The sequence below is a fragment of the Hydrogenophaga sp. genome (assembly GCF_026125785.1).
Classification (GTDB): Bacteria; Pseudomonadota; Gammaproteobacteria; order Burkholderiales; family Burkholderiaceae_C; genus Hydrogenophaga.
The window spans coordinates 58,747-82,103 of the sequence record NZ_JAHCKL010000014.1 but is presented as its reverse complement, the minus strand read 5'-3'; the positions used below and the strand labels follow the sequence as shown (position 1 = coordinate 82,103).

Sequence of the window (23,357 nt, the reverse complement as noted above, 5' to 3'; positions counted from 1 at the left end):
ATCGGAACATGGCGCCCACCGACCCTTTCCCCTCTTCCGCTTCCTCCACCACCACACCCGACCGCACCCCAGCCGAGGCCTGGCACACCCTCACCGCCGACGAAGCGCTGCAGCGCCTGGCCACGACACGCCAGGGACTGGCCAGCAGCGAGGCCGGCAGGCGGCTCGGTCTGTACGGCCCCAATGAGCTGCCCGCGCCGCCACGCAAGCCGGCACTGCTGCGCTTTCTGCAGCAGTTCCAGAACGCGCTGATCCTGTTCCTGATCGCCGCCGCCGCGCTCGCGGCCGGGCTGGGTCATTGGGTCGACGCGGCGGTGATCGTGGGCGTGGTCACGGTCAACGCCATCGTGGGTTTCGTGCAGGAGGGCAAGGCCGAGGAAGCCCTGGGCGCGCTGCGCGCCATGCTCGCCCCGAGTGCGCACGTCCTGCGCGACGGCCAGCGCGACACGGTGCCGGTGGCCGCGCTGGTGCCCGGCGACGTGGTGCTGCTGGAGGCCGGCGACCGCGTGCCGGCCGACCTGCGGCTGCTGCGCGCCCGTGGCCTGCTCGTGGACGAGGCCATCCTCACCGGCGAATCGGTCACCAGCGTCAAGACCGGCGAGGCCGTGGCCAGGGACTGCGCGCTGGGCGACCGCGAGGGCATGGCCTATTCGGGCACCCTGGTCGCGGCGGGCCAGGGCCTGGGCCTGGTGGTGGCCACCGGCGTGCACACCGAGATCGGGCGCATCGGCAGCCTGCTGGGCGGCGTGCAGTCGCTGACCACGCCACTGCTGCGCCAGGTGAACCAGTTCGGCCAGCGCTTCACGGCGTTCTCCGTGGCGGTCGCGGCCGCGCTGTTTGCCTTTGCCGTTGGCCTGCGCGGCATGGACTGGGTGGACGCGCTGATGGTGGTGGTGGCCATCGCGGTCTCGCTGGTGCCGGAAGGCCTGCCCGCGGTCATCACGATCACATTGGCCATCGGCGTGCAGCGCATGGCTACGCGCCACGCCATCGTGCGGCGCCTGCCAGCGGTGGAAACCCTGGGCGCGACCACGGTGATCTGCTCCGACAAGACCGGCACGCTGACCCGCAATGAAATGACCGCCTGCCGCGTGGTCGCCGATGGGGTGACCCTGCCCGTGGGCGGATCGGGCTATGCCCCGGTGGGCCGCTTCGAGTTGCCTCCAGGCCAGCACGCCCTGCCCGCCCACGCGCGCCGCCTGGTCGAGGCCGGCCTGCTGTGCAACGACGCCCGGCTCCTGCCAGGCGCGCCGGGCGACTGGCGCGTGGACGGCGACCCCATGGAGGGTGCGTTGGTCGCCCTCGCAATGAAAGCTGGCCTGGACCCGGCTGCGCTGCGCGCCGGCCACCCGCGCGCGGACGAGATTCCCTTCGACGCCGCCCACCGTTTCATGGCCACCCTGCATCCTCGCGCCGACGGTGGCGCCGAGCTGTTCGTCAAGGGCGCGCCGGAACGTGTGCTGGCCATGAGCCACCACCAGATCGACGCGCATGGCGCGTTGCACCCGCTCGATGCCGGGTACTGGCAGCAGGCGATCGCCGATGCCGCCTCGGCGGGCGAACGCGTGCTGGGCTTCGCGGTGCGGCGCCTGGACGCCGTGCCGACCCAACTCGATTTCGACACCGTCGACGAGCTGGTGTTTCTGGGCGTGGTGGGTTTCATCGATCCGCCGCGCGCCGAGGCGATGGCCGCCGTCGCCGACTGCCACGGCGCGGGCATCGCGGTGAAGATGATCACCGGCGACCACGCGGCCACGGCCGCGGCCATCGCACGCCAGCTCGGCCTGTCCGCGGCGCCACGGGTGGCCACCGGCCAGGACGTGGACGCCGCTTCCGACCAGGACCTGCGCGCGCTGGCGCTGCGCACCCATGTGTTCGCCCGCACCAACCCGGAACACAAGCTGCGCGTGGTTCGCGCCCTGCAGGCCGAAGGCCAGGTGGTGGCCATGACCGGAGACGGTGTCAACGACGCGCCTTCGCTCAAGCAGGCCGACGTCGGCGTCGCCATGGGCCACAAGGGCACGGACGCCGCCCGCGAAGCGGCGCAGATCGTGCTGACCGACGACAACTTCGCCTCCATCGTAGCGGCGGTGCACGAAGGGCGCACGGTCTACGACAACATCCGCAAGGTGATCGCCTGGACCCTGCCCACCAACGGCGGCGAGGTGCTGGCCATCGTGGCCGCGCTGGTCTTCGGCCTCACGCTGCCCATGACGCCGCCACAGATTCTGTGGGTCAACATGATCCTCACCATCACCCTGGGCCTGGTGCTCGCCTTCGAGCCGGCCGAACCCGGCGTGATGCGCCGGCGCCCGCGCCAGCCCGGCGCGCCCCTGCTCTCGCCGTTCATGCTCTGGCGGGTGGTGTTCGTCTCCCTGCTCTTCACGGCGGGCGCCTTCGGCATCCTGGCCTGGGCGCATCACCGCGGCCATGGCACCGAGCTGGCGCGCACCCTGGTGGTCAACACGCTGTGCGTGCTGGAGATCTTCTACCTCTTCAACGTGCGCTACCTGCACATGCGCTCCTTCACCTGGCGCGGCGCGCGCGGAACGCCGGCCGTGTTGTGGGCCGTGGCCGCCGTGGTGCTGGCCCAGTTGGCCTTCACCTACCTGCCCTGGATGCAGGCCCTCTTCGACACCCGCGACGTGCCGCTGGTCGATGGCGTCATCGTCATCGCGATCGGTGTAGTCTCCATGCTGGTGCTCGAAACCGAGAAGGCGCTGCTGCGGCGCTGGGACGTGTTCGCCGAACTGCGGCCCGCGACCCCGGCCAGTGCCTGACCACCGCCACCCGCTGAAAGGATCTCCGCATGACCGCTCCCGCCCCGCCAACGCCAGCCGCCCTCCTGTTCGCCACCGACCTCAGCAGCCGCTGCGACCGGGCGCTGGACCGCGCCCTGCTCTGCGCCCGCCAGTGGCAGGCCCGGCTGGTGGCAATGACGGTGGTCGAGCCCGGTCCGCACTACCCCACCTCCGCCGCCGCCGCACTGGGCGGCGTGGCCGCGCAGGAGCGTGACATGGCCTTGCGCCACGCCGAGCAGCGCCTGCACGCCGATCTCGCCATCGAAGGTGAACTGCCGCTGTCCATCCGCATCGGCCAGGGCCCCGTCGCCGCCGCCATCCTGGAAGCCTGCAAGAGCGAGGGCGCCGGCCTCATCGTGACCGGCGTGGCCCGCAACGAAGCGCTCAGCCGCGTGGTGCTCGGCTCCACCGTGGACGACCTGGCGCGCCACGCCCCCGTGCCGCTGCTGGTGGTGCGCAACCGGGCGCGCGAAAGCTACCGGCAGGTGCTGGTGGCCAGTGACTTCTCGCCCGCCTCGGCCCTGGCGCTGCGCACCGCCGCCGCCCTCTTTCCGGACGCCGCCCTGACCCTCTTCCACGCTTTCGACAAACCCTATCCCGCGCTCGCCGGCATGGATCCGGCCGTGGCCCAGGCCGACGGGCGGCGCCAGGCCGAAGAAGAAGCCCGGCGCTTCCTGCACACCAGCGAACTGCCCGAGGCGGCGCGCGCGCGCGTGCGTCTGCTGCTCTCCTACGGCGACGCCAGCGTGCTGCTGCACGCGCACAGCCTGGCGCACCCTGGCGACCTGGTCGTGCTCGGCACCCAGCGCCGCCGAGGGCTGCTGGGCCTGCTGCTGGGCAGCGTGGCCCAGCGCATCCTGGAGCAGACCGAGAACGACGTGCTGCTGATCCCTCCCACGGCCACCGCATGACACGGCTGGCCCTGGAGCGCCACCAGGTCTGGCTCTACCTGGCCGCCATCGCGCTCGGCCTGGCCGCCGGCACGGCGCTGCCGTCGGTGGCACCTGCCCTGGAACACCTGCTCTGGCCCACCCTGGCGCTGCTCCTGTTCGCCACCTTTCTGCAGGTGCCGCTGCGGCACCTGCGCGAGGCGCTGAGCGACCGGCGCTTCGCCGCCGCCGTGCTGCTGGGCAATTTCGTGGCCGTGCCCCTGCTGGCGTGGGGCCTGGCCAGCCTGCTGCTGCCTGCCGGCGAACCCGCGCTGCGCCTGGGCGTGCTGCTGGTGTTGCTGGTCCCGTGCACCGACTGGTTCATCACCTTCAGCCAGCTCGGCGGCGGCAACGTGCCGCGCGCCGTGGCGGTGACCCCGCTCAACCTGGTGCTGCAACTGCTGCTCCTGCCGCTGTACCTGGCGCTGATGACCGACACCGGCGGCCTCGGTGCGTGGGAACCGGCCGGCCTCGTGCCGGCCACGCTGATCGTGCTGGTGCCGCTGGCCGCCGCCGCCGTGGCCGAACGCGGGATCGCCACCCATCCCCGCGCACAGGCCGCGCGCGAGGCCATGGCCTGGTGGCCGGTCCCGCTGCTGGCGGTGGTGGTGTTTCTCATCGCCGCCGCGCAGGTGGGCGCGGTGCGCGCCGCGCTGGCCGAACTCGCCACGGTGCTGCCGGTGTTCGTGCTCTACCTCGCCGGTGCCGCGCTGCTCGCCCGTGGCCTGGCCGGTGCGCTGAAGCTCCCGCGCGACCAGGGCCGCACCCTGGCCTTCAGCCTGGGCACGCGCAACTCCTTCGTCGTGCTGCCGCTCGCGCTCGCACTGCCCGCGGGCTGGGAGGTGGCGGCCATGGTCGTTGTCGCCCAGTCCCTGGTCGAGCTGTTCGGCATGGTGGTCTACGTTTGGGCGGTGCCCAAGGTGCTTTTCCGATGACGGACCTGCTCGCCGAACTCTATCCCTGGGTCAAGACCACGCACGTCGCACTGGCCTTGACCAGCGGCGGCCTGTTCGCGGGCCGAGGCATCGGCGTGCTGCTCGGCGCACAGACCCCCATGGCCGCGCCCGTGCGCCACCTGAGCCAGGCCATCGACAGCGCCCTGCTGCTCGCCGCCCTGCTGTTGCTGGCCACCCTGCAGCTCAACCCGTTCGCCACACCGTGGCTGCAGGCCAAGCTCATGCTGCTGCTGGCCTACATCGTCAGCGGCAGCTTCGCCCTGCGCCGCGCCCGCACCCGGGGCGGCAAGGCCATCGCCTTGGTGTTGGCGCTGGCCTGCTTCGGCACCATGGTGGCGGTGGCCGTCACCCACCGGCCGCCGTGGCCGGTCGCGTGGCTCCCTGCATACCCGGCTGCGTGAAGCAGGGGCCCCGAGGGCGCCGGCCGTCGTCGGATGCCCTCCATACCCGCTCGGAGACGGCATCCGGATGGCTGGTGCCATGTGCCGGCCGCGCCCGGTGCAGCGATCAAGAATGGCCCACATCCCTGTTGTTCACGTGTCCACGTAGGGGGTTTCCATGGGCAGTACACACGCCGCCACCGCACAGCGCCGCCCGATGCCATTGCCGCAGGACCAGGCCGATGCCCTGCACGACGGGTTGATTTCAGCCCTGGGAATGACAGAACCGCAGGCGCGCACCGATCGCCTGGAAAGCTTGTTGCGCGCAGACCCCACGCTGGCTGCGCGCATTGCATGCACGAATGAGCCCGCCGCGCTCAGGCAGCTGGCCTGCCGCGCCGTGCCCTACCTGGAACCCGATAGCCAGGCACAAACGGCCCGCGCGCTCCTGACGGAGCAGGCGGTGGCCGCCCTGCTGGCGGATCCGGACCTGAACGGCATCGTCGATGGGCTGGTCGCCGCGGTCCACCTGCATCCGCCCGATCGCCTCTCCGTGAGCGAGAGGTTCCTCCAGCCCCCGCATCCGGCCCGGGTGGCCCAGGAGGGATCTCCGAGTCAGATCGACATCTGCCTGTCGGCAATGATGGAACTCCCGCCGCCATCGCGTGACCCCGCCGTGCGCGCCCTGCTCTCCGACGACGCGGTCGCGCGCATCATGGACAGCAACAATGAGGGGCGGCGTCAGCGGCTGAGCGATGCCATCGGTCGACTGCCTCCTGCGCATCAGGCGGAGATCTCGCCGTGGCACCAGGCGCTGGCGACGCTGCACCACTGTGTCCGCGAGGGAGGCGCGCCCGAGTGGCGTGGAGCGCTCGCCACCATAGAGAGGTTGGGCTGGCATATGGGGCGGTTCACCCACGGCATGGGCCTGCTGATGCAACCGCAGGCATTGCGGGCCCTGAGCGGACGCCTGCAGCCTGATGACCCCGGCGCGGGTGCGCTGGTCAACGACCTTGCCCGGGCTGCCGCACAGCTGGACCCTGCGCGTTCGGCCGCCTGCCTGGAGGCCTTGTTCGACTCGACCCCTTCGGTACAACTGGCCGCGCGAACACCTCAGGGCGCCCTGCAGGTCGCCCGCCTCGCGGCGGCGGGCATGTCCGATGTCCAAGGCGGCTGGATCCTGGCTCATCTGGAGCGCACCCAGGCCGTGGAGCGCATCTGCCGGAGCGCTTCGGGGGATGAGCTGTTTGAGCTCGCCGAGGCCTTGTTGCGGCCCGGCACGCCCATGCACCCCAATCGCCAGTCGCCCCTGGTCTCCGTGCTGCAGACCCTGGTAACGCAAGCCTCGGAAGACAGGTTGTTCACGCTGATGTGCCATGCCGCAGATGTGCAACCGGAAGAGGCCCGGGCCGCGATTCGGCAGTCTCTCGTGCATCCAGACGCGATGGCCACGGTCGCAGCGGGTTCCAACCCCGCGGCGGTAGGCGAGTATGCGCACCTGCTCTCGCGAACAGGCCTCCGTGACCAGTTGCCAAGTCTGTGCACGCCGCATGCCTTGGAGGGCTTGCGGAATTCGCCGGATCCCCGGGCCCTGGCACACGTGGTGGCTGCCCTGGCATGGCCACCACTCTCGTCGCAAGAAGGCCGGATCTTGAGCGAGCTGTTGACGGCCGACGCAGTAGGGCGCGCGGCGCGGAGCGGCGATGCCGGGATCATCTCGGCCGTGGCCTTTGCGGTGCCGCTCATGGAAGAACCCGGGCGCACGAATGCCGCGCAAGCGCTGGCGGCCGAGGCACAGACCTGCCTGCACACGGTGGTGGTGCAGGGCAATGCCTTTGCCGCCCGCCATCTGTGGGCCCTGGCGCCCTGCCTGCCTGAAGCGGAACAGCCCGGCCACCGTGCGCGCTGCCTGTGGCCACCGGCGCTGGGCCTGATGGCCCAGGCAGCCGATGCCGGGACGGTGCGCGAACTGGTCACGGCGGCGAGCACCTGGCCTGACCCGTCACAGAGGTCCGCCATGATGGCGAGCCTCGTGTCCGAGCGCACGTTGAGCCTCGCGGCCCGGGAAGGCGATGCCGGGACGATCTTCGGACTGATGGCCGCGGTGAGCGCCTGGCCCGACCGGATAGGCAAGGCCACCCTGATGGGGCACCTCCTGTCCGAGCGCACCTTGCAGGTCGCCGTGCAGTCCGGCTCCTTGGAGCACGGCCACCAGACGATGGAAGCGGTGCGCTGGCTGGAAGGTCCCAGACGCGCCGAGGCCATGCATCGGCTGCTGGATCCCGCCCATTCCACGCTCGCGGCGCGCACGGCCGAACAGGGCGACACTCGGCAGCTCGCCCAGCTGATGTCCTCGACCCAGATCCTGGACCCCGCACGGCGACGCGAGGTATGGCAGGTGGCGATGACGCCGCGGGCGGCCGCGGAAATGGGCGCCCACGGCACGGCGGCCGAACTCGATGCTTTTCTGGGAGCGCTGATGGAACAACCGCCAGCGCGCAGGAGCGAACTGGGCGAAAGGGCACTGACCGACCGTGCTGTGGATGCGGTGCTGGCAAACGCGCAAGGCCCCTACCGCATGCTGTCCTCGGCGGCACGGCTCGCGGCGGCGGCAACCGCACTACCCGCGCCCCGGGGATCCCAGGTGGTGGAGCGCGTGCTGACGCCCACCGTAGCGCGCGGGCTGAGCCAGCAGGAACATGGCGCGCTCATCGCCCAGGCCGCGGCCGCCGCGCTGCTCATTCCACCCGGGCGTAGGCAAGTGGTGCTGCAGCAACTGCTGCAAGACCCGGCGCCCGATGCGCTGATGCGCAGCGGAACCACCCGCGAGATCGTTCAGGTTCTGGGCATGGCCGGGCACCTGCCCGAAGCCGATCGCGCCGGCTGGGTGCGCCCCTTCCTGGCCGACGAAGAAACCCTGCTCCGGCTGGCGAGCAACCCGCAGGGGCGAGAGGCCCTGGCACAGGGACTGCATGTCCTCGGCGAGCAGGAGCGGGACGCCGTGCGCGAAACCTTCGCGCGCCACGGCCTGCGCCCACCGGTACCGGGTCTCTGGCCACGCCACGCGGCGGCGGGCGGCGGTGCCCACTGGACCCAGTACATGGGCCAGGGGGGTGGCCACGGCACCGGGCCGGGCGGCCCGCAGCCACAGGGCGGGCGGGGCCACGGACAAGGCGGATTGGGTTAGCCCTATTTTTCCAGGTGGGGCTCCAACAGCGCCCGGGCCTGGAACAGGCTGCCGGCCATGGACAGGTGGTTGTCGTCGGCGTACAGCAGCGCGCCCGTGGCGTCGAACACCTGGCATTGCTCGCCGGGGCAGAACACGGCCAGGCTGTCCAGCACCGTCACGTTGCGCAGCGCGTCCATCTGCTGGCGGTACCCGGCCTGCCGCTGCAGCACCTCTGCCCGCGCCGGGCGGCAGTCGCGCGTATGCCGGCGAAGGGGCCGTGGGATGCAGGCTTCCGCCATGCTGGAGAGTTCCGGGTTCTCCGTCACGTAGAAGAGTTGCCGGCCGTCGCGCTGCAGCGCATCAACGGTCTTCTGCGCGCCCTGGCCGAACGCAGCGGCCGTCACGGTGCCGCGCGGCAAGGTGTCGCCCGGTCCGGCGGCGAGGTCGATGCCATCGAGGTAGATCGGCCCACGCGTGAAGATGAAGACTTGGCGCACGTCCTCGCGCGCTGAGAGGGTCTGCAAGATCTGCGCGGTTTGTTCGGAGCAGGCCGCGCGCTCTGTCTCGTTGGCGCCCACGGGGGTGTCGAGAAACGGCGGGCAGCCGCTGTTGGCCAGCAGCACCGTGTTCAGGCCCTGTGCCCGCGCCTCCCGGGCCAGGCCCGGGAAGGCGACGTGGGCATGGCTGTCGCCAATGAGTGCGACCGTGCGCGCACTCCCGGCGTCGTCAAACCGGCAGTAGTGGAACAGCGGGTCCGCCAGGCCGCTGTAGCGCCGGCAGGCATCGTCCTTCTCGGGGGTGCGCACCAGTTCCTGCTTGTTGTCCACGAAGTGGCGCGCCGCGTCCCGCGACGGCCAGCCATCCTGGCGGTGCGTGAGGTACCCGCCCAGGCCCACCAGCAGCATCAGGCCCAGCAGGCCCGCGGCCTTGGCCCGCCCGTGTCCGCCATGCCGCAAGGGCTGTTCGACCAGGCGGTAGGTCAGCCAGGCCAGCAGCAAGGACAGCGCGACCGCCGCCAGGCGCACCGCCAGGCTCGGCGTGCCGCTTTCCACAATGCGCGCAAAGGACAGCAGTGGCCAGTGCCACAGGTAGAGCGGAAAGCTGATCAGGCCCACGAACACCAGCACCGGGTGGGCCAGCACCTTGCGGTTGACCCAGGCCGCCGGCCCGGCCGCGATGAGCAGCACCGCGCCCAGCACCGGCACGGCGGCCCAGGCGCCCGGGAAACTCAGCCCCTTGGCGATGCGCCCGAAGCCATAGCACAGCAGCAGCAGGCCCAGCACCGCCATCACGTTGGCGCGCGTGCGGCGCGCCGCGTACGGCACCGCCGGGCGGTACAGCGCGGCCCAGGCCAGCAGGCTGCCGCTGAGCAGCTCCCAGAACCGCGTCTGCGGCGAATAGAAGGTGGCCATGGCGTCCTGCCGCACGCCCTTCATGTTCAAGGCGAAGGAGGCCGCGAAGGCCAGCACGATCAGCACCAGCGGCAGGTGCGGCCGGCTCGCGCGCCAGCGCCAGAGCAGCCACAACGCCAGCGGCCAGACGATGTAGAACTGCTCCTCGATCGCCAGGCTCCAGAGGTGCAGCAGCGGTTTGGTGTCGGCGGTGTTGTCGAAGTAGCCGACCTCGTTCCAGAGCACGAAGTTGGAGACGAAGCCCGCACCCGCGGCGATGTGCCGGCCGAGTTGGGCGTACTCGTCGGCCAGCAGCGCGAACCAGCCCAGGGCCCAGCTCGCCACCAGCACCAGCAGCAGCGCCGGAAAGATGCGGCGTATGCGCCGGGCGTAGAACTCGGTGAAGCTGAAGCTGCCGCGGTCCAGGTTCTCGAACAGGATGGTCGAGATCAGGAAGCCCGAGATGACGAAAAAGATGTCGACGCCGATGAACCCGCCGCGCAGCCAGGTCGGGAAGGCATGGAACACCACCACCGACAGCACGGCCACGGCGCGCAGGCCGTCGATGTCGGGGCGGTATTTCGGGTGGGAGAGACCGGTGGCGGGGTGGACGGACATGCGGCGGGAGCGTGACGGCGGGCGGGCCTGCGGGCATCCGGCAAGGCCGGTCCGGGCCTCGTTCGCGCACCCCCGCGCGGGCGGTCTCGCATCATACGCAATACCCCCACCCGTTCACTCCCAGTGTGCCTACGGACGGTGGCAACCATGTTGCAGTTGCAACATCGGCACAGGGAACGGCCGGCTCACTTGCCGAAGGAGGCTTCCGACGCGCCGTCCTGGCCACGGCTGACGGCCAGGCCGTCGTCGGCCCGCAGTTCCCGGAAAACCAGGGCGGAGAGGACCGTCAGCGCACCCAGCGCCAGAAAGGCCTGGTGAATGCCATGGATCAGCTCCGCGGGATTGCTGTGGAAACGGTCCGGGATGAAGAGCGCGGCCACCAGCGAGGCGGTGGCGACGCCAAAACTCATCGACATCTGTTGCAAGGTGCTGGAAATGGTGCTGGCCATGCTGGTGTCGCTGCCGGACACGTCGGCGTAGACCAGGGTGTTCATGCTGCTGTACTGCAGCGAGGAGCAGAAGCCAAACAGGAAGCCTTGCAGCAGGATCTGCCACACCGGCGTGCCCGGGCCGATGGTGGCAAAGAGCATGATCAGGCCGCCCATGAGCACGGTGTTCCACAGCAGCACGCGCCGGTAGCCCAGGCGGGCCAGGATGTGCGGCACGAATACCTTCAGGCTGATGGCCGCGATCGGCTGGGCGACGATCAGCAGCGCTGCCTGCACCGGCGTGTAGCCCATGCCCACCTGGTACAGCAGCGGCAGCAGGAACGGCATGCCGCCAGCACCCAGCCGCGTGATGAAGCTGCCGCCGACCGCCACGCGAAAGGTCCGTATGCGCAGCAGCACCAGCCTCAGCAAGGGCCGGGGCGTGCTCACCGCGTGGCGGCCGTAGGCGGCCAGCAGCGCCATGGAGAGGCCCAGGAGCGCGAGCATTTCCCGGCCGCTGAGCGTGTGCTCGCCAAAGACCTCCAGCACGTACGACAGCAGGGCAATGCCGCTGCTGAACTGCACCAGGCCGATCCAGTCGAGCGGGTCGCTGCGCTCGGTCCGGTAGTCCGGCAGATGCCGCCACACCATGTACAGGCCGACCAGGCCAATGGGGATGTTGACGAAAAAGATCGCGCGCCAGTGCAGGTAGTGCACGATGAAGCCGCCCGCCACCGGCCCGAGCATGGGCCCGATCAACGAGGGAATGGCCACGAAGCTCATGGCGCGCACCAGTTCCCCCTTGGGAAAGGTGCGCACCATGGTCAGGCGCCCGACCGGCACCATCATGGCCCCGCCCATCCCCTGGAGGATGCGACAGGCCACCAGGGTGTGGATGTCGGTGGCGATGCCGCACAGGAAGGAGCCCAGGGTGAACAGCGCGATGGCGGTGGCGAACACCCGGCGGGTGCCAAACCGGTCCGCCAGCCAGCCGCTGACCGGCACGAAAACGGCCACGCTCAAGGTGTAGCTGCTCAGCACGGCCTTCATGCTCAGGGGCTGCACCTGCAGCGCCGCAGCGATGGCCGGCACCGCCGTGTTCAGGATGGTGGTGTCCAGCGACTCCATGAAGAACGCCACCGCCACCAGCCAGGGCAGCAGGCGCCGCACGCGCTCGGAGGCGGGCTCCGTCACAACTGGAACCCCAGCCAGAGCAGCATGCCTTCCGCGAGATCGCGCGCCAGGCCGGGCGGCTTCGCGGCCCATGGGCGGGCGCGCTGGCGTTCGTGTTCGAACCAGTCGCCGAAGCGCCGGACGTCGTCCTGCCCGTGGAAGGCGCACATGAGTTCGTAGTTGAGCAGCAGGCTGCGGCTGTCCAGGTTGGCGGAGCCGGCCAGGGCCAGCACCTCGTCGAACACCGCCAGCTTGGCGTGCATCATGTCCTGCGTCATCCAGATGCGGCCGCCGGCCTGCGCCAGCGCGCGCAGGCCGCGCCCGCGCGCCAGATCGGACAGCCGGTGGTTGGAGCGCGCCGGCACCAGAAGGTCGACCACCACGCCACGCCGGGCGGCCAGGCTCAGTGCCATGAGCAGCGAAGGGTCTGGCACGAAGTACGGCGTGGCCAGTGCGATGCGCCCGCGCGCCCGGTAGGCCGCCATGACCAGCAGCGCCAGCACGGTGTCATCGGCCTGGTCCGGGCCGGACGCCACGAGCTGGGCGCCGCCTTGCGGTACCACGCGGACCGCGGGCTCGCCCAGGCCCGCCGGCGCGGCCTGGCCGCTGGCAAACGCCCAGTCGCGCGCGAACAGGTTGGCCGCCTGCTGCACGAGACCGGTGCCAACGTCGAAGCTCAGGTCCCGCCATGCCGGTTTTCCCGCTGCGCCCGTGAAGTACTCGGCCGCCAGATTGCGCCCACCGCACCACAGGCGCGCGGCCGGCAGCCCGGCGTCGGCGATCAGCATCTTGCGGTGGTTGCGCAGGTTGGTCCTTCCCTTGAGTGGTGAATGCAGCGGCGGCACGAAGCGCTGCACCTGACCACCCGCCGCGGTCAGTGGCGCCAGGCTGACGGGTCGTTGCATCAGGCTGCCCAGGCCGTCGAGCAGCAGCCGCACGCGCACACCCTGCCGGGCCTTGGCGGCCAGACGCGCCACCACCTCCGGGCCGGGCGTGTCGTTGCCCAGGATGAAGGTGCAGATGTCGATGCGCTCCTGCGCGCCCTCGATCACCCGGAACAGGGCATCGCGGGCCGCCTGCCCATCCGCATGAAGGTGCAGGTCTTCGCAGGTCGTGGGCGCAGGCTGGCCGAGCGCGAGGATGGTGTCGACCGCCCAGCGATCGGGCCGGTCCGCCCCCGCCGGCAGCGCGGCGCGGGCTCCCGAGGGCCGGGCCAGCTTGCGGGAGCCGAACACCAGGTAGGCCGGCAGGGCCAGGTAGGGCAGCAGCACGATGAACAGCATCCAGGCGATCGCCGAGGCTGGTGGCCGGCGCTGGTGCATGGCGTGCGAGCTGACCACGTAGACCAGCACGGCCAGCAGGGTCACCAGGCCATGGAGCGTGAGCCAGTGGGTCGCGTTCGTGGGTGGCAGCATGGGCCGCAGTATCCGGCCAAAAGCGGCTGAAGGGGCGGGCCTGGCGCGGCCCCCGGGGGTCGCGGTGCCTCCCAATGCCCGCCCACCCACATATGGCGGCCAGCGACCCAGTTCCAGTAGCCACCGATCCACACCTGCCCCGGGATCGGGGCGACCCCGATCACCTCCACCGGTGGGGGCGGGGGCGCCGCGTAGACCACCTCGCCGACGAAGCGCGGCGCCGGCGGCGCCACCACGCAACCCGCGAGGCCGCCCAGCAGCGAAGGATCGGGTATTCGTCAGCCACGGCTGGTACATGCAATGAAGGCCGCCGCGCGCCACCAGGAAACGCCCATGCCCGCCAGCGTGCATGGGCACGCCGGCGGCACCTGCTTCAGTAAGGCGAATCGGGGAAGTAGAACTTCGCCGCGTTCTCCTTGGTCACCAGCACCGAGGGAATGATGGTCGTGGCCGGCATGGGCTTGCCGGAGACACGCGCATCCGCCGTGAGTTTCATGGCGTCGGCGATCATGCTGGGCGAATAGGTCACATTGGCGGTCACGAGCTTGTCACCGTCCATGACCTTCTTGATGTAGTCCTTGGCGCCGGCACCGCCCAGCACGAGCTTGACGTCGGTGCGCTTGGCCTGCTCGATGGCACGCTGCACGCCCACGGCCATGTCGTCGTCCGACGCCCACACGGCATCGATCTGCTTGAAGCGCGTGAGGTAATCCTGCATCACCTTGAACGCGTCATCACGGTTCCAGTTGCCGTGCTTGGCATCGAGCACCTTGATGCCCGGGTGGGCCTTCATGACCTCATTGAAGGCATCCACGCGCTGGTTGTCGATCACGGTGGGAATACCGCGCAGGATGACCACGTTGCCCTTGCCTCCCATGGCCTTGGCCATGTACTCGCCGGACACCTTGCCAAAACCGGGGTTGTCGCCCGCCACGTAGGCGTTCTGCGCGGAAGGGTCCGTCAGGCCGCGATCGACCACCGTCACGAAGACGCCCTTGCCCTTGACCTGGGCGACCGGGCGCGTGAGCGGTGCCGACTCGAAAGGCAGGATCACCAGGGTGTCGATCTTGTTGACCGCCTGCAGATCCTGGATCTGGTTGGCCTGCTCCGAGGGGGAACTGGCGGTCTTCACGATCACCTTCACACCGGGGTGCTGTTTCTCGATCTCGTCCTTGGTGCGGTTGGCCCAGTACACCACCCCGCCCGTCCAGCCGTGGGTGGCCGCCGGCACCGACACGCCGATGACGGGCTTGTTCTGCGCGAAGGCCGGTGAGGCAAGAAGGCTGCCAAGGGCGAGAGCGGTCAGGGTGAATAGTCTGCGTTGCATGCTTGTCTCCAGGTAGGTTTGCGGGTCACAGGTGTCCGCGAGCGCCCCTGGGGCTGCCCCGCGGTTCGTCTCATCGACGCCCTCTTTGCAGGAAGGCCACGATGATGATCACGAACCCCTGCACCGCCGCGTTCAGGTACACGCTGATGATGCTGGTGAGGTTCAGGATGTTGCTGATGACGGAGAGCAGAACGGCACCGACGACGGTGCCGAAAATGCGCCCTCCTCCACCCTTGAGCGCGGTGCCGCCGACGATCACGGCGGCGATCGCCTCGAGTTCCCAGAGCAGGCCCGTGGTGGGTGAAGCCGAGCCCAGGCGCGGCACGTACAGCAGCGTGGCCACCGCCACGCAACCGCCCAGCAGCACGTAGGTCTGGACCTTGACCCGGTCCACCGCCACGGCGGAATACCGCGCCACCTGCTCGTTGGACCCGATGGCTTGCACATAGCGGCCATAGCGCGTGCGGTTGAGCAGGAAGCCCCCCAGCAGCGCGATGGCGGCGAACACCCAGATCGGGATCGGAATGCCCAGCCAACTGCCGTAGTAGACCGGGCTGTAGACGTCCACCAGCGCGCCATCGAGCGTGATCGCGCCGCCGTTGGCGAAGTAGGTGAGGTACGCCCGGAAGATGCCCAGCGTGCCCAGGGTGACGATGAAGGGTTCGATACGCCCCTTGGTGATGAGCAGCCCGTGCGCCAGGCCGAACACCGCTCCGAGCACCAGCGCCACCACGGCGCCCAGCAGCACGGCCAGCAGCGGCGAGCCCACCATGGGCGCGAGCTGGTTCATCACCAGGATGGTGCTGCCCGCGATCAACGCGGCCATGGACCCCACCGAGAGGTCGATGCCGCCGGAGATGATCACGAAGCTCATGCCGACGGCGATGATGCCGATGAAGGCGGTGCGCGTGAGCACGTTCATGCCGTTGTCCCAGGTCGCGAAATCCGGGTTCAGCAAGGTGCCCGCCAGGCACAGCAGCACCAGGCCGGCCAGCGGCCCGAAAGCGGAGAGGCGGCTGCCCCAGCTGACGCGGCGGCGCGGGGGCGGGCTCGCCGGTTCCGGCGTGTCGGCGACGGACGGCAGGGGACTAGTGGGTGCCGGTTGCATGGGCGATGAGCTCCTCTTCATTCAGGTGTTCGCCAGCCAGCGTGGTCTGCACCCGCCCCGAGCGCATGACCATCACGCGCTGGCACAGGCCGATGAGCTCGACCAGCTCGGACGAAATGACGACCACGCCGTGGCCTTGCGCGGCCAGCCGTGCGATCAGGAAATAGATGTCGCGCTTGGCACCCACATCCACGCCACGCGTGGGTTCGTCCAGCACCACCACGCGCGGGCCCGGTTGCAGCACCTTGGCAATGGCCAGCTTCTGCTGGTTGCCGCCCGAGAGCGCGCCGGCGCGGGCGTCCAGGCTGCCCGTCCGGATGCGGAACGCCTCCACCGCCTCCTGCAGCGCGGTGCGCTGCGAGGCCTTGTCCAGCCAGGGCCTGGCATGGCGGTCCAGGTCCATGAGCGTGAGGTTGTCCTGCAGGGAGAGATGAACGTGCAGGCCCCGTCCCTTGCGGTCTTCGCTGAGGTAGGTCAAGCCGGCCCTGGATGCGGCGCGCGGATCGGCGAAGGCCACCGATCGTCCCTGCAGCAGGACCTCGCCACCGCCACGCGGGCGCAGGCCCAGAAGCCCTTCGAACAGCTCCGTGCGTCCCGCCCCCACCAGCCCGGCAAAGCCCAGGATCTCGCCTGGATGGACGTCGAAGCTCACGCCCTCTGCCCAGCCCGGCACGCTCAGGCCGCGCACCGACAGCAGCGGCGCAGCCGCCGTCAGCGGCACCTTGGGCGGGAACATGTCGGTGAGTTCCCGGCCCACCATCAGGTTGGCCATGTCCTGCCGTGTGTGGCTCGCCGTGGGGCCTCGGGTCACGAAGCGGCCGTCGCGCATGACCACAATCTCATCGGTGATCTGCTCCACCTCGTCCAGCTTGTGCGAGATGTAGATGACGGTCACGCCGCGCTCTCGCAACTGCCGGATCAGCGCGAAGAGACGGTGCGTCTCTCCGGGCGTGAGCGTCGCGGTCGGTTCGTCCATGACCAGCAGACGCGCCTCGCGCGAAAGCGCACGGGCAATCTCCACCATCTGCTTCTCGGCCACGATGAGGTCGCGCGTGCGGGTATCCGGATCGATGTCCAGCCCCACGGCGTCCAGCGCGGCGCGGGCGGCGCGGCGCATGCCGGCGTCGTCCAGGCGCCAGCCACTTCCCCATTCGCGGCCCAGAAAGATGTTCTGCACCACGCTGAGGTCGTCGGCCAGGTTGAACTCCTGGTGGATCAGCACCACGCCCGCGGCCTCGGCCTCGCGCGAGTCGGCGAAGCGGCACGGCTGGCCATTGATGGCGAAGCCTCCCTGCCCGGCCTGTTCGTAGCCGCACAGAATCTTCATGAGCGTGGACTTTCCCGCGCCGTTTTCGCCCAGCAGGCCGTAGACGCGACCCGGCGCGAGCTCGAAGCTCACGCCGTGCAGCACCTGCACCGGTCCGAAGTGCTTGCAGACGCCGTCGAAACGCACGCTCAGGCTCATGTCAGACATCCACCCAGGTGGCGCCAGCCGCGGACGAGCGAACCGCCGCCTCGATGAAGGCCACGCCGTGCACACCGTCGTCGATGGTGGGGAAAAGCACCTCCGCGGGGGCTGGCCGGCCATCGCGAGCGGCATGAATGGCCTGCGCGATCTCGGTGTAGACGGTGGCAAACCCTTCCAGGTAGCCCTCGGGATGGCCCGAGGGCAGGCGCGTGACGCGGGCCGCGTCGGCATGGGCCGACCCGGTGCCGCGCGATACCGTGCGCGGCGCCTCGCCCAGCGGCGTGAAGCGCAGCTGGTTGGGGTGTTCCTGCTCCCATTCCAAGCCGGCCCGTGTGCCGTAGATGCGCAGGCGCAGCGCGTTTTCGTTGCCGGGCGCCACCTGGCTGGCCCACAACATGCCACGCGCGCCACTGGCGTAGCGCAGCATCACCTGCACGTTGTCGTTCAGTGCGCGGCCAGGCACGAACCGGCTGAGTTCGGCGCACAGCTGGGCAGGCTGCTGGCCGGTGACGAAGCCGGCCAACTGGTAGGCGTGCGTGCCGATGTCGCCCACACAACCACCCGCGCCCGAGCGCTGGGGATCGGTGCGCCAGGCGGCCTGCTTCTGGCCGGTGGACTCCAGCGGCTCGGACAGCCAGTCCTGCACATACTCCACCTGCACCAGGCGGACGTCTCCCAGCGCGCCGTCCTGCACCAGGCGCCGTGCATGGCGAACCATGGGGTAGCCGGAGTAGTTGTAGGTCACGGCGAACAGGCGGCCGCGCGACTGCGCGAGCGCGCGCAAGCGCTGCGCATCGGCGAGCGTGGTGGTGACCGGTTTGTCACAGATCACATGGATGCCGGCCTCCAGAAAGGCCTGCGCGGCGGGCGCGTGCTGGTCGTTGGGGGTCACGATGGCCACCGCCTCGATGCCGTCCGGCCGCGCGGCTTCTTCGCGGGCCATGGTCAGGTAGTCGGCGTAACCCCGCGCCAGCCCCAGCGCGGCGGCCGATCGCAGCGCCTTCTCGGGCGTGGACGACAGCGCGCCGGCCACCAGTTCGTAGTGGTCGTCCAGGCGGGCGGCGATACGGTGCACGGCACCGATGAAGGCCCCTTCACCGCCACCCACCATGCCCAGGCGGATGCGTCGGCGCGCACCGGCCGCCGCCGGGCTGCTCGCTTCGATGGTCATCGCGCGCCCTCCTGCAGGCCCAGCATGCGGCGCAGTTGCGCGGGGTCGGTGTCGCCGCCGGCGAAATCGTCGAAGGCCTTTTCGGTCACCCGGATGATGTGGTCCCGGATAAAGGCCGCCCCTTCTGCCGCGCCTGCCTCGGGGTGCTTGAGGCAGCACTCCCACTCCAGCACCGCCCAGCTGTCGTAGTTGTACTGGGCCATCTTCGAGAAGATGGCGCCGAAGTCCACCTGCCCGTCACCCAGCGAACGGAAGCGCCCCGCGCGCTGCACCCAGGGCTGGTAGCCCGAGTACACCCCCTGGCGCCCGGTCGGGCGAAACTCGGCGTCCTTGATGTGCAGGGCCTTGATGCGTTCGTGGTAGATGTCGATGAACTCCAGGTAGTCGAGCTGCTGCAGCAGAAAGTGCGAGGGGTCGTAGTTGATGCAGCAGCGGGGGTGGTTGTTCACACGCTCCAGGAACATCTCGAAGGTGGTGCCGTCAAACAGGTCTTCCCCGGGGTGGAGCTCGAAGCAGACGTGGCAGTCCGCGTCTTCGAAGGCATCGAAGATCGGCAGCCAGCGCCGGGCGAGTTCGTCGAAGGCGGTCTCTATCAACCCTGCGGGGCGCTGGGGCCACGGGTACAGAAAGGGCCAGGCCAGCGCGCCAGGAAAACTCACATTGCTCTTGAGCCCCAGGCGTTGCGAGGCCCGGGCGGACAGCTTCATCTGCTCCACCGCCCAGGCCTGGCGGGCCTTGGGGTTCTTGCGCACGGACTCGGGCGCGAAGCCGTCGAAGGCCTCGTCGTAAGCCGGGTGCACGGCCACCAGTTGGCCTTGCAGGTGGGTGCCGAGTTCGGTGATGGCCACGCCGTGCTCGCGCGCCACGCCAGCGACCTCGTCGCAGTAGGTCTGGGAGGCGGCGGCCTTCTCCAGGTCGAAGATGCGCTGGTCCCACGATGGGATCTGCACACCCTTGAAGCCCAGGCTGCCGGCCCATTTCGTGATCGACGCCCAGGAATCGAACGGCGCGGTATCGCTCGCGAACTGCGCCAGGTAGATGCCCGGGCCCTTGATGTTGGTGGCCATGTCTCGCTCCTTGTGTCGTGGGATGTTCAGAAGTAGCTGTTCACGAGGTGCTCCAGCCGCTCCTGCCGGGCCGAACGTGGCTGGGGCTCCAGGCCGCGCTTCTCGACCTCGCGCGCCAGGTCTTCCAGGGAGCGCTCGCCCCGCAGAATGGCGCGCCCGTCGTCGCTCTCCCAGCCTGCGTACCGGTCCTGCACGTGGCGCTGCAGCGCGCCGTCGGCCAGCATCTGCTCGGCCACCAGCAAGGCGCGCGCGCACAGGTCCATGGCCGTCGCATGGGCCCAGACCAGGTCATCCGGATCGATGGACTGGCGACGCAGCTTGGCGTCGAAATTCAGCCCCCCCTGTCCTATGCCTCCGGCCTTGAGCACCTCGTACATCGCCATCGCCACCTGCGGCAGGTTGTTGGGGAACTGGTCGGTGTCCCAGCCCAGCATCTCGTCACCGCGGTTCATGTCCAGCGAGCCGAAGATGCCCAGTGCGCCAGCCAGCGCGATCTCGTGCTCAAAAGTGTGGCCGGCCAGCAGGGCGTGGTTCTGCTCCAGGTTGACCTTGACCTCCTTCTCCAGGCCATGGGCCCTGAGGAAACCGTAGACCGTGCCCACGTCGTAGTCGTACTGGTGCTTGGTCGGCTCAGCGGGCTTGGGCTCGATCAGGATCTGGCCCTTGAAGCCGATCTTGTGCTTGTGCTCCACCACCAGGTTCAGGAAGCGGCCGAGCTGCGCCAGTTCGCGCTGCAGATCGGTGTTGAGCAGCGTTTCGTAGCCTTCGCGTCCGCCCCACAGCACATAGTTGGCACCGCCCAGCTCGTGCGTCAGCTCCAGCACGTTCTTCACCTGCGCGGCGGCGTAGGTGAAGACCTCGGGGTCCGGGTTGGTGGCGGCGCCCGCCATGTAGCGCCGGTTGGAGAACAGGTTGGCCGTGCCCCAGAGCAGGCGCACGCCGGTGTCCTGCATCTTGCGGGCGAACACGTCGCCGATGCGGCGCAGGTTGGCGTTGGACTCGGCCAGCGTGGCACCCTCGGGCGCGACATCGCGGTCGTGGAAGGTGAAGAACGGCGCGTCCAGCACGCGGAACAGCTCGAAGGCCACGTCCGCCTTGGCATGGGCCTGTGCCATCGGGTCGCCAGCGGCATGCCACGGCCGCTGGAAGCTCGGCTCGCCAAAAGGATCGGTGCCGCCCCAGCCGAAGCTGTGCCAGTAGCACACGGCAAAGCGCAACTGCTCGGCCATGCTCTTGCCCAGCACCAGGCGGTTCTTGTCGTAGTAGCGGTAGGCCAGAGGCTCCTGCGCGCTGGGCACATGGCCCGGGCCGCGGTAAGCCAACGCCGACGGGAAGCTGAAGTAGGCGGAGCGTTGTCCGCTGGCAAGGTCGTGTCTCATGCGGGTTCCGGTGTGGGTGAAGGAGAAGGCAGGTGCCGCAGGCGGCCATACAGGCGCTGCCACTGGTCGAACGCTTGGTCGTGGTGCCGCGCACGCCGCGCATCGGGCACGTAGGTGTGTTGGCGCGGCGGCTTGCCAAAGAGACGCGTGCCGTCGGCCGCCACCCGCGCCAGCCGCGCCGCGCCCAATGCGCAGCCATGCTGCGAACCAACGACCTGGTGCAGCGGCACGCCCAGCACGTCCGCGAGGATCTGGCTCCAGGTTCCCGAGCGCGCTCCACCGCCAATGAGGTCGGCTTGGGCCATGGTGGTGCCGGCGGCGGCCAGCGCCTCGCGCATGTCCCGAAAAGCGTAGGCCACCCCTTCCAGAAGCGCCCGCGTCATGTCGGCACGCCGGGTGCCGGCCGAAAGATGCACGAAGCCACCACGCAGCGCGGCGTCGTTGTGCGGCGTGCGTTCGCCGGACAGGTAGGGAGCGAACCAGCAGGCACCGTCACCGGTGGCGCTGGCATCGACCTCGTCCAGCAAGGCCGGCTCGCTGCAGGTGGTGACGGTGGACCACCACGACAGACTGGCCGCCGCCGAGAGCATCACCCCCATCTGGTGCCAGGTCTGCGGCAGCGCATGGCAGAAGGCGTGCACGGCGCGCTCGGGCGCTGGCGCGAAACCCGCCGTGGTGGCCCAGAGCACGCCAGATGTGCCCAGCGACACGAAGGCATCGCCAGGGGCCACGGCCCCCACGCCGACCGCTCCGGCCGCGTTGTCGCCCGCGCCACCGGCCACCAGGGGCGGTCGCTCGAACCCCCAGCGAGAGACCCAGTCCGCCCGCACATGGCCCGTGGGCTCGGTCCCTTCCACCAGGCGTGGCATATGCCGCTCGTCGAGACCGCAGGCGGCCAGCAGCGGTGCGCTCCAGGCGCGCGCGGCCACGTCCAGCCACAAGGTCCCTGACGCGTCGGACATGTCTTCCGCGCACTCGCCGCAAAGTTGCCAACGCAGCCAGGCCTTGGGCAGAAGCACCTTGGCCACCTGGGCGAACACCTCGGGTTCGTGCTCGCGCACCCACAACAGCTTGGGCGCGGTGAAACCGGGCATTGCGGGATTGCCGGCGCGTTGCCGAAGACCCAGCCCAGGAGCCTCCAGGGCGGCGCATTGCGCCTCGCTGCGGCCATCGTTCCAGAGAATGCAAGGCCGCAGGACGCGGTGGTCGGCCCCCAGCAGCGTGGCGCCGTGCATCTGCCCAGACAACCCGATGGCCCGCACCGCCGCCAGCAGGCGGGGATGCTCGGCCTTGAGCAGGTCCAGGCATTCGCAGGTGGCCCGCCACCAGTCCATCGGGTTCTGCTCGGACCAGCCCGGGTGCGGCCGGCTGACCGTCAGCAGCGCGCTCGCCACCGCCAACTGGCGATCGTCTTCCAGCAGCAGCGCCTTCACGCCTGAGGTACCGAGGTCGATGCCCAGGGTGATCACGGCAGGTTGTCCTTGAGGTAGATGTCGATGCGGATGCGCTCCTGGTCCGCATGCACCGGCTCGCGGGTCACGCGCGCCAGCGCCTGGCGCAGAGCCGAACGGATCTCGTGCCCGGCATCCTGGTTGATCACCGCATCCATGGTGCCGTCCAGCAGGTCCAGACGCGCGGCGGGCGTGAGCTCATGCCCCACGAACACCACCTCGCCCGCCCTGCCGCTGGCCTTGAGCGCGGCCGAGATCCCCTCATTGCCCGCGCCGATGCTGTAAATGCCACGCAACCGGGGGTGCGCCGCCAGCAGTTCGCGCGTGAGCGACTCGTTGAGCGCCGATGCGTCCTTGCCCTGCAGGCCCGGCAGCACCGTGAGATGAGCGAACTCCGCCGACATCACCTGGTTGAAGCCCAGGCTGCGCTCGGCATGGTCGCGCAAGGACAGGCTGCCGGCGATGACACCCACCTCACCCGGCTCGCGCCCGACAAAGCGGCCCAGCAGGCTCGCCGCCGTGCGCCCGGCCGCCACGTTGTCAATGCCCACGTAGGCATGGCGACGCGAACGCGGCACGTCCGACACCAGGGTGATGACACCGCAGCCGTGCTCGACCAGGCCATCGATGGCGTTCTGCGCCAGCGGATGGTCCAGCCCCATGATCACCGCCGTCTCGCACTGCCCCTGCAGCGAACGCACCATGGCCGCCAGACGCTGAGGCTCGAAGACATCGACCTCCAGGTTGTGCACGCTCACGCGGTGGTCCTGCAGCCAGACCTGGCTGGCCACCAGTTCCGCCCGCAACTGGGCCACGAAGGGGTTGCTGCCCGACGGGAAGACAAAGCACATGCGGTGCGTGCGCGTGCGCGACAGGCGCGCCGCCGCCGGGTCGGGACGGTAGTTCAGGCGCGCCACCGCCTCACGGACACGGGCGATGGATTTGGCGTGCACCCCGGCGCGGTTGTTGAGCACACGGTCCGCCGTGGCCAGGCTGACCTGCGCCTCACGCGCCACATCACTCAGCGTGGCGCGCGCGGCCGCGCTTTCTGGTTTCGCTGTCATGCCTTCATTTTGAGGTACGAACCTCAAAATGAAGGCTAGGGTTTACGCTCGGTCAAGAAAAA

At 69.8% G+C, this 23,357-nt stretch carries 17 protein-coding genes; 5 read left to right on the top strand and 12 right to left on the bottom strand.

Annotated elements, in window-relative coordinates; genetic code table 11:
* Positions 1-8: 8 nt before the first annotated feature.
* The 5 genes from KIT53_RS13930 to KIT53_RS13910 all read left to right on the top strand — a co-directional run bounded on the left by KIT53_RS13930 (position 9) and on the right by KIT53_RS13910 (position 8,253).
* Positions 9-2,780 carry an HAD-IC family P-type ATPase gene (locus KIT53_RS13930; protein ID WP_297753427.1) on the top strand — a complete coding sequence of 924 codons (2,772 nt, stop codon included), beginning with the start codon at positions 9-11 and terminating at the stop codon, positions 2,778-2,780.
* Between the two features lie 29 nt (positions 2,781-2,809).
* Complete coding sequence (locus tag KIT53_RS13925; RefSeq protein ID WP_297753426.1) at positions 2,810-3,712, top strand: universal stress protein; 903 nt, start codon at positions 2,810-2,812, stop codon at positions 3,710-3,712.
* Complete coding sequence (locus KIT53_RS13920; protein WP_297753425.1) at positions 3,709-4,665, top strand: bile acid:sodium symporter; 957 nt, start codon at positions 3,709-3,711, stop codon at positions 4,663-4,665. Before KIT53_RS13925 ends, KIT53_RS13920 begins: the two co-directional genes overlap by 4 nt.
* On the top strand, positions 4,662-5,087 hold the full coding sequence (locus KIT53_RS13915) for a SirB2 family protein (protein ID WP_297753424.1): 426 nt from the start codon (positions 4,662-4,664) through the stop codon (positions 5,085-5,087). Before KIT53_RS13920 ends, KIT53_RS13915 begins: the two co-directional genes overlap by 4 nt.
* A gap of 157 nt (positions 5,088-5,244) precedes the next feature.
* Entirely contained in the window at positions 5,245-8,253 is a 3,009-nt protein-coding gene (locus tag KIT53_RS13910; protein ID WP_297753423.1) for a hypothetical protein, read from the top strand.
* A gap of 2 nt (positions 8,254-8,255) precedes the next feature.
* On the opposite strand, the gene KIT53_RS13905 is transcribed toward KIT53_RS13910, so the two are convergent.
* The 12 genes from KIT53_RS13905 to KIT53_RS13850 form a co-directional block, all read right to left on the bottom strand.
* A complete protein-coding gene (locus tag KIT53_RS13905; RefSeq protein WP_297753422.1) occupies positions 8,256-10,244 on the bottom strand; it encodes an acyltransferase family protein in 1,989 nt (662 codons plus the stop codon).
* Between the two features lie 185 nt (positions 10,245-10,429).
* Positions 10,430-11,866: a DHA2 family efflux MFS transporter permease subunit gene (locus KIT53_RS13900; protein ID WP_297753420.1), complete on the bottom strand. Its 1,437-nt coding sequence runs from the start codon at positions 11,864-11,866 to the stop codon at positions 10,430-10,432.
* Positions 11,863-13,260 (bottom strand): phospholipase D-like domain-containing protein, encoded by a 1,398-nt coding sequence (locus KIT53_RS13895; protein WP_297753418.1) that lies wholly within the window; start codon positions 13,258-13,260, stop codon positions 11,863-11,865. The genes KIT53_RS13900 and KIT53_RS13895 overlap by 4 nt, the downstream gene beginning before the upstream one ends.
* Positions 13,209-13,394: a hypothetical protein gene (locus KIT53_RS13890; protein WP_297753462.1), complete on the bottom strand. Its 186-nt coding sequence runs from the start codon at positions 13,392-13,394 to the stop codon at positions 13,209-13,211. Before KIT53_RS13890 ends, KIT53_RS13895 begins: the two co-directional genes overlap by 52 nt.
* 239 nt (positions 13,395-13,633) lie before the next feature.
* The gene (locus tag KIT53_RS13885) at positions 13,634-14,587 is read right to left on the bottom strand and encodes an ABC transporter substrate-binding protein (RefSeq protein WP_297753416.1); all 954 of its coding nucleotides are present in this window, start codon (positions 14,585-14,587) and stop codon (positions 13,634-13,636) included.
* Between the two features lie 70 nt (positions 14,588-14,657).
* Positions 14,658-15,695 carry an ABC transporter permease gene (locus KIT53_RS13880; RefSeq protein ID WP_297753414.1) on the bottom strand — a complete coding sequence of 346 codons (1,038 nt, stop codon included), beginning with the start codon at positions 15,693-15,695 and terminating at the stop codon, positions 14,658-14,660.
* Positions 15,676-17,160: a sugar ABC transporter ATP-binding protein gene (locus KIT53_RS13875; RefSeq protein WP_297753412.1), complete on the bottom strand. Its 1,485-nt coding sequence runs from the start codon at positions 17,158-17,160 to the stop codon at positions 15,676-15,678. Before KIT53_RS13875 ends, KIT53_RS13880 begins: the two co-directional genes overlap by 20 nt.
* A gap of 1 nt (position 17,161) precedes the next feature.
* Positions 17,162-18,334 (bottom strand): Gfo/Idh/MocA family oxidoreductase, encoded by a 1,173-nt coding sequence (locus KIT53_RS13870; RefSeq protein ID WP_297753410.1) that lies wholly within the window; start codon positions 18,332-18,334, stop codon positions 17,162-17,164.
* Complete coding sequence (locus tag KIT53_RS13865) at positions 18,331-19,401, bottom strand: sugar phosphate isomerase/epimerase (protein ID WP_297753408.1); 1,071 nt, start codon at positions 19,399-19,401, stop codon at positions 18,331-18,333. The genes KIT53_RS13870 and KIT53_RS13865 overlap by 4 nt, the downstream gene beginning before the upstream one ends.
* 26 nt (positions 19,402-19,427) lie before the next feature.
* Positions 19,428-20,780: a xylose isomerase gene (gene xylA, locus KIT53_RS13860; protein ID WP_297753407.1), complete on the bottom strand. Its 1,353-nt coding sequence runs from the start codon at positions 20,778-20,780 to the stop codon at positions 19,428-19,430.
* Positions 20,777-22,249, bottom strand: a complete 1,473-nt coding sequence (gene xylB / locus KIT53_RS13855) for a xylulokinase (protein ID WP_297753405.1) — start codon at positions 22,247-22,249, stop codon at positions 20,777-20,779. Before xylB ends, xylA begins: the two co-directional genes overlap by 4 nt.
* Positions 22,246-23,295, bottom strand: a complete 1,050-nt coding sequence (locus tag KIT53_RS13850) for a LacI family DNA-binding transcriptional regulator (RefSeq protein ID WP_297753403.1) — start codon at positions 23,293-23,295, stop codon at positions 22,246-22,248. The genes xylB and KIT53_RS13850 overlap by 4 nt, the downstream gene beginning before the upstream one ends.
* Between the last annotated feature and the right edge of the window lie 62 nt (positions 23,296-23,357).

Bases quoted from the DNA above. Each gene is read 5' to 3' on its own strand.
- KIT53_RS13850 (WP_297753403.1), bottom strand. From the start codon at position 23,295: ATGACAGCGAAACCAGAAAGCGCGGCCGCGCGCGCCACGCTGAGTGAT.
- KIT53_RS13865 (WP_297753408.1), bottom strand. From the start codon at position 19,401: ATGGCCACCAACATCAAGGGCCCGGGCATCTACCTGGCGCAGTTCGCG.
- KIT53_RS13910 (WP_297753423.1), top strand. From the start codon at position 5,245: ATGGGCAGTACACACGCCGCCACCGCACAGCGCCGCCCGATGCCATTG.
- xylA (WP_297753407.1), bottom strand. From the start codon at position 20,780: ATGAGACACGACCTTGCCAGCGGACAACGCTCCGCCTACTTCAGCTTC.
- KIT53_RS13925 (WP_297753426.1), top strand. From the start codon at position 2,810: ATGACCGCTCCCGCCCCGCCAACGCCAGCCGCCCTCCTGTTCGCCACC.
- KIT53_RS13870 (WP_297753410.1), bottom strand. From the start codon at position 18,334: ATGACCATCGAAGCGAGCAGCCCGGCGGCGGCCGGTGCGCGCCGACGC.
- KIT53_RS13915 (WP_297753424.1), top strand. From the start codon at position 4,662: ATGACGGACCTGCTCGCCGAACTCTATCCCTGGGTCAAGACCACGCAC.
- KIT53_RS13895 (WP_297753418.1), bottom strand. From the start codon at position 13,260: ATGCTGCCACCCACGAACGCGACCCACTGGCTCACGCTCCATGGCCTG.
- KIT53_RS13880 (WP_297753414.1), bottom strand. From the start codon at position 15,695: ATGCAACCGGCACCCACTAGTCCCCTGCCGTCCGTCGCCGACACGCCG.
- KIT53_RS13875 (WP_297753412.1), bottom strand. From the start codon at position 17,160: ATGAGCCTGAGCGTGCGTTTCGACGGCGTCTGCAAGCACTTCGGACCG.
- KIT53_RS13920 (WP_297753425.1), top strand. From the start codon at position 3,709: ATGACACGGCTGGCCCTGGAGCGCCACCAGGTCTGGCTCTACCTGGCC.
- KIT53_RS13905 (WP_297753422.1), bottom strand. From the start codon at position 10,244: ATGTCCGTCCACCCCGCCACCGGTCTCTCCCACCCGAAATACCGCCCC.
- KIT53_RS13885 (WP_297753416.1), bottom strand. From the start codon at position 14,587: ATGCAACGCAGACTATTCACCCTGACCGCTCTCGCCCTTGGCAGCCTT.
- KIT53_RS13930 (WP_297753427.1), top strand. From the start codon at position 9: ATGGCGCCCACCGACCCTTTCCCCTCTTCCGCTTCCTCCACCACCACA.